Here is a 6,300-nt window from a genome sequence, read left to right as displayed (position 1 = left end):
AACCAACAGAAAGCCCAAAACAGGCCCCAAAAAAACACAAACCCACAACACACAAAAATGCGCCATGAGCCAAAACAACACAAAACCATCGACTATCGGCACGCTGTTGAGTTCTCAAAGATCAGGCCGCCACGACTACCCACTCCGTGACTGAACTACACAACACTACCCACCTGAGGTCACGCTAAACAAGCCCTACGTAACTCGGATGGGCCCCAGCTCGCCGCACCGGATGGCAACGTGCACGCACGTAGCTACCCAAGCGTGGTCTCAGCTGGAGTTCCCCGCTGGATCGGCCGCCCTTCGGCGTCCCGCACTCCGTTGCGAGGCGAGTAGAACCATACGTACACCGCCAAGCAGAGTCAAATCGGCCCCACCGGCGGCGCGCGGTCAGGCCTCCACGGACCGGCGCGTACCCCGGTCAGAGCGCCCGGCTGCGGGGCGGCGTTCGGTGCCCGGAGGTTCGCTGTCGGGCGCGCCCGACGCCTGTCACGCGCTCGGGGATGTCCGCCGCCGCCGCCGATCACCTCGCCACGGCGTGTCGGTCGCGCCCGTGCGCATGCCAGCTCCTAGCATCGCGGGGTCCCTGGGGCCGGTCGCGCTCTTTCCTGAGCCGGCCCACCCGCCCGCACGCTCAGCGGCCAACGAGCGTGAGGCTGGTGGCTGCCCACATGTCCGACGTACCACTGCTTCTCGTCGATGGTCACAACCTGCTGTGGCGGGCCTGGTTCGGCTTCCCGGCACGGATCAGGAGTAGGGACAAGTCACGTGACCTGACCGGAGTGTTCGGATTCTTCGCGTTGTTGCGCGTGGCGATCCGCGACCTTTCCGCGCTGCCGGAGGTCGTGGTGGTCTTCGACGGGGAGAACGCCTGGGCTGATCGCTCCGCGATCGACCCCGCGTACAAGGCGCACCGGGCGACTGGTGTCGAGGCCATAGCACCTATCAGGGCCCTCGTCGACGTCGTACGCGGCCTGGACGCGATCGACCTACGACACGTCTGCATCGACACGGCTGAGGCGGACGACGTGATCGCCAGCGCGGTCGAGCGATGCAGGAGGCGGACGCCGCGGCGCGAGGTCTGGATCATGTCCATGGACCGGGACTTCTACCAGTTGGTCGACGAACGGACGCGGATCCTCAACACCGTCCGACGACCGGGGCGGCGAGTCGTCGACCGCAAGGAGATCGAAGTCCGGTTCGGAGTCACGCCCGCGCAGTGGTGTGACCGCGCGAGCCTTGTCGGCGATCCTGCCGACGGGATCCGTGGAGTACGCGGCGTGGGTACCGTCACCGCTGCTCGCCTGCTCGCCGGAGGCCTGGGAGTGGAGCAGCTGGAGGCGGCGGACCGACTCGTGGGGCGGGTCGGCAGCCGCGTCCGCGAGTCGCTGGAGGACGTCGCGCGGTGGAAGCGGATGGTACGCAGCCGAACGGACCTGCCGCTGCCGGCTCACCTGCTCAGCGGTGTGGCTTCACCGGAGATACCGAGCGCACCGCTGGTCGTGGAGATGCTCGACCTGTGGTGACCCGGGCGGGTACATCGTCGCCCTACGAGTAGCGGCCGCTGTCCGATCGGTCGCCTTACACGGCAAATCCCAACGATGCACGGCGAATTTGCCGTGCATCGTTGGGAACGTCGGCTGCCTGTGCCGGGTCAGGACGGCTTCTGGTCGCCAGACTGCTGGCCATCGGGCTGGTCGTCGTCGACGACCTCCGCCTCGACCACATCGTCGTCGCCCGCATCCGAGTCGGCACTCGCCGAGCCGTCGGGACCCGAGCCGGACGCCCCGCCGTCGGCCGCCTGTTCCTGGGCCTGCGACTGCTGTGCCGCGGCGTACATCGCCTCACCGATCTTGGTGCGGGACGCCGAGAGCTTGTCGAACGCGGCCTTCAGAGTGTCGTGGTCGTCGCCCTCCAGCGCCTTCTTCACCTCGGCGATGTCCCGCTCCACCTCCGACTTGACGTCCGCGGGGACGCTGTCGGTGTTCTCGCCCAGGAACGTCTCGGTCTGGTAGACGAGCGTGTCCGCCTGGTTGCGCAGCTCCGCGGCTTCACGGCGCTTGCGGTCCTCCTCGGCGTACTGCTCGGCGTCGCGGACCATCCGGTCGATGTCGTCCTTCGGCAACGCAGATCCACCCGTGACCGTCATCTTCTGCTCACGACCCGTGCCGAGGTCCTTCGCCGACACGTGCACGATGCCGTTGGCGTCGATGTCGAACGTCACCTCGATCTTCGGCACCGCCCGAGGCGCAGGCGGCAGACCCGTCAACTCGAAGTTGCCGAGCGACTTGTTGTCCGCCGCCATCGCCCGCTCGCCCTGATAGACCTCGATGAGGACGGACGGCTGGTTGTCCGACGCGGTGGTGAAGATCTCCGACCGCTTCGTCGGGATGGTCGTGTTGCGTTCGATCAGCTTCGTGAACACGCCACCGCGCGCGGCGGTCTGCCCGGTCGCAATACCGAGCGAGAGCGGAGTGACGTCGAGGAGCAGGACGTCCTTGACCTCGCCGCCGAGAACCCCGGCCTGCAGGCTGGCGCCGACCGCCACCACCTCGTCGGGGTTGACGCCCTTGTGCGCCTCCTTGCCGCCGGTGAGTTCGCGGACCAGCTCGGCGACGGCAGGCATCCGGGTCGAGCCGCCCACCAGGATCACGTGCTCGATCTTGGCGACGTCGATCGACGCGTCCTTCAACACCTGCTGGAACGGACGACGGCACCGCTCGAGCAGGTCCGCCGTCAACCGCTGGAACTCGGCCCGGGTCAGCTTCTCGTCCAAATGCAGCGGACCGGACTCACCCAAGGTGACGTACGGAAGATTGATGTTCGTCTCCGACGCCGACGACAGCTCGATCTTCGCCTTCTCGGCCGCCTCGGTGAGCCGCTGGGTCGCGATCTTGTCCTTGCTCAGGTCCACGCCCTGCTTGTTCTTGAACTGCGTCACCAGCCACTCGACGATCTTCGCGTCCCAGTCGTCACCACCCAGGTGGTTGTCACCCGAGGTGGCCTTCACCTCGAAGACACCCTCACCGATGTCCAGGAGCGAGACGTCGAAGGTCCCCCCACCGAGGTCGAAGACGAGAATGGTCTGGTCGGACTCTTTGTCCAGACCGTAGGCAAGGGCCGCGGCCGTCGGCTCGTTGATGATCCGCTGGACGTTGAGACCGGCGATCTCCCCGGCCTCCTTCGTCGCCTGCCGCTGCGCGTCGGAGAAGTACGCCGGCACCGTGATCACCGCGTCGGTGATCGTCTCGCCGAGGTAGGCCTCCGCGTCGCGCTTCAGCTTCTGCAGGACGAACGCCGAGATCTGCTGGGACGTGAACGACTTGTCGTCGATCTTCGTCGACCAGTCGGTGCCCATGTGCCGCTTCACCGACCGGATCGTCCGGTCGACGTTCGTCACCGCCTGCCGCTTGGCGACCTCGCCGGTGAGCACCTCGCCACTCTTGGCGAACGCCACCACCGACGGCGTCGTGCGCGAGCCCTCCGCATTGGTGAGGACGGTCGGTTCACCGCCTTCGAGGACCGCCACCACCGAGTTCGTCGTACCAAGGTCAATTCCGACCGCACGGGCCATGGTGCTCAAACCTTTCTTCGCGTCTTGAACTTCATGTCTGCGCCGCAGCCGCACCAGCCGCGCGGAGCTCGAGTGAGTCGTTGGCGTCGTTGACGTCGACCAGCACGTGGTCACCGTCGCGGACCTCACCGGACAGGATCTGGCGGGCCAGTCCGTCACCGATCGCCGACTGGACGAGCCGCCGCAGCGGTCGGGCGCCGTAAACCGGGTCATAGCCGGTGATGGCCAGCCACTCCTTCGCGCCCTCGGTGACGTCGAGGGTGATCCGGCGTTCGCCCAGGCGCCTCGCCAGCGCCGCGACCTGGAGATCGACGATCCGCGTGAGCTCCTCGGTGCCCAGCGGGTCGAAGAGCACGATCTCGTCGAGCCGGTTGAGGAACTCCGGCTTGAACGACGCCCGGACGACGTTCATCACCAGGTCCCGCTTCTTGTCCTCGTCCAGCGACGGATCGGCGAGGTACTGGGAGCCGGAGTTGCTGGTCAGGATCAGGAGCACGTTGCGGAAGTCGACCGTGCGGCCCTGCCCGTCGGTCATCCGGCCGTCGTCGAGCACCTGGAGCAGGACGTCGAAGATCTCCGGGTGCGCCTTCTCCACCTCGTCCAGGAGGATCACGGAGTACGGACGACGACGGACCGCCTCGGTGAGCTGCCCGCCCTCCTCGTAGCCGACGTAACCCGGCGGTGCCCCGACGAGGCGGGCCACCGAGTGCTTCTCGGAGTACTCGCTCATGTCGATCCGCACCATCGCCCGCTCGTCGTCGAAGAGGAACTCCGCGAGCGCCTTGGCCAGCTCCGTCTTGCCCACACCGGTCGGCCCGAGGAACAGGAACGACCCCGTGGGCCGGTCCGGGTCGGAGATCCCCGCCCGGGCCCGGCGTACGGCGTCGGACACCGCGGCGACCGCCTTGCGCTGACCGACCAGCCGGCGGCCGAGCTCCTCCTCCATCCGGAGCAACTTGCCGGTCTCGCCCTCCAGCAGGCGTCCGGTGGGGATGCCGGTCCAGCTCGAGACGACCTCCGCCACCTCGTCGGGGCCGACCTCCTCGCGCACCATCGGCGCCGCCTCCGGGGGCCCGGCGGGCTCCGCCACCTGAACCTCTGCGGCGGCCGCGAGCTCCTTCTCCAGCTCCGGGATCTCGGCGTAGAGGATCCGGGAGGCGGCCTCGAGATTGCCCTCGCGCTGAGCGCGCTCAGCCTGGCCGCGCAGGTCGTCGAGGCGCTGCTTGACCTCACCGACCCGGTTGAGTCCGGACTTCTCCTTCTCCCACCGCGCCTCGAGGCCACGCAGGGACTCCTCGCGGTCGGCCAGCTCCGCCCGGAGCTTCGCCAGCCGCTCCTGGCTCGCTACGTCGTCCTCCTTGGCGAGCGCGAGCTCCTCCATCTTCATCCGGTCGACCTGGCGGCGGAGCTCGTCGATCTCCACCGGACTCGAGTCGATCTCCATCCGGAGCCGGCTGGCCGACTCGTCCACCAGGTCGATCGCCTTGTCGGGCAGCTTGCGCCCCGTGATGTAGCGGTTGGACAGCGCGGCTGCGGCGACCAGGGCACTGTCGGCGATCTGCACCTTGTGGTGCGCCTCGTAGCGTTCCTTCAGACCGCGCAGGATGGCGATGCTGTCCTCGACGGACGGCTCGCCCACGAACACCTGCTGGAAGCGCCGTTCGAGCGCGGGATCCTTCTCGATCCGCTCGCGGTACTCGTCCAGCGTCGTGGCGCCGATCATCCGCAGCTCGCCGCGGGCCAGCATCGGCTTGAGCATGTTGCCGGCGTCCATCGAGCTGTCTCCGGTCGCACCCGCGCCCACGACCGTGTGCAGCTCGTCGATGAACGTGATGATCTGCCCGTCGGACTCCTTGATCTCCGCGAGCACGGCCTTGAGGCGTTCCTCGAACTCGCCGCGGTACTTCGCTCCCGCCACCATCGAACTGAGGTCGAGGTTGACCAGGCGGCGGCCCTTGAGCGACTCCGGCACGTCACCGGCGACGATCCGCTGCGCCAACCCTTCGACGACAGCCGTCTTGCCGACACCGGGCTCGCCGATCAACACCGGGTTGTTCTTCGTCCGCCGGGACAGGACCTGAACCACCCGGCGGATCTCGGCGTCGCGGCCGATCACCGGGTCGAGCTTGCCCTCCCGGGCACGGTCGGTGAGGTCGACGGAATACTTCGCGAGTGCCTTGTACGTCCACTCGGGATCGGGCGAGGTGACCCGGGCGGACCCGCGTACCTGCGAGAACGCCGCGAGCAGACCGTCAGCGGTGGCACCGGCCTTCACGAGCACGTCCTTCGCGCCGCTCGCGACCGTCGCGAGGCCGACCAGCAGGTGCTCGGTCGAGACGTACTCGTCGCCGAGCTCGGTCGCCTGGTCCTGCGCGACCTGGAGGACCTGGTAGAGCGGGCGGGCCAGGCCGGGCGCCTGCACGGTCGATCCACTCGCGGCCGGCAGCCGCTCGGCTGCCTCGGCCGCCGCCTTCTGCACCGCCACGCGGTCGGTTCCCACCGCGTCGAGGAGCGCGCCTGCCGTGCCTTCCGGGTCGGCCAGCAGCGCGATGAGCAGGTGCACCGGTTCGACCGCCGGGTTACCGGCGTTGGCCGCCTGCCGGACGGCCGCCGAAAGGGCGTCCTGGCTCTTGGTGGTCAGCTTCTGTGCGTCCATGTTTCGTTCGTTCTTTCCCTACCTGGACGGCCGGAACGCGTGCCGGCCGGAAGGTCGGTGGCGACGTCGG

The 6,300-nt window shown here is 68.1% G+C and carries 3 protein-coding genes; 1 reads left to right on the top strand and 2 read right to left on the bottom strand.

Annotated elements, in window-relative coordinates:
* Positions 1–659 precede the first annotated feature (659 nt).
* Entirely contained in the window at positions 660–1,526 is an 867-nt protein-coding gene (locus ABN028_RS24060; protein WP_349698185.1) for a 5'-3' exonuclease, read from the top strand.
* 128 nt (positions 1,527–1,654) lie between these two features.
* Here ABN028_RS24060 and dnaK read toward each other — a convergent pair whose 3' ends face one another.
* On the bottom strand, positions 1,655–3,574 hold the full coding sequence (dnaK, locus tag ABN028_RS24055; protein ID WP_349330126.1) for a molecular chaperone DnaK: 1,920 nt from the start codon (positions 3,572–3,574) through the stop codon (positions 1,655–1,657).
* 31 nt (positions 3,575–3,605) lie between these two features.
* A complete protein-coding gene (gene clpB / locus ABN028_RS24050; RefSeq protein WP_349698184.1) occupies positions 3,606–6,230 on the bottom strand; it encodes an ATP-dependent chaperone ClpB in 2,625 nt (874 codons plus the stop codon).
* Positions 6,231–6,300 lie beyond the last annotated feature (70 nt).

This window comes from Actinopolymorpha sp. B17G11, assembly GCF_040196095.1.
GTDB lineage: Bacteria > Actinomycetota > Actinomycetes > Propionibacteriales > Actinopolymorphaceae > Thermasporomyces.
The sequence above is the reverse complement of the archived record's forward strand: the minus strand, read 5'-3'. Positions and strand labels throughout refer to the sequence as shown.

Excerpts from the sequence above, each read along its gene's own strand:
- clpB (WP_349698184.1), bottom strand. The coding sequence starts at position 6,230 with ATGGACGCACAGAAGCTGACCACCAAGAGCCAGGACGCCCTTTCGGCG.
- dnaK (WP_349330126.1), bottom strand. The coding sequence starts at position 3,574 with ATGGCCCGTGCGGTCGGAATTGACCTTGGTACGACGAACTCGGTGGTG.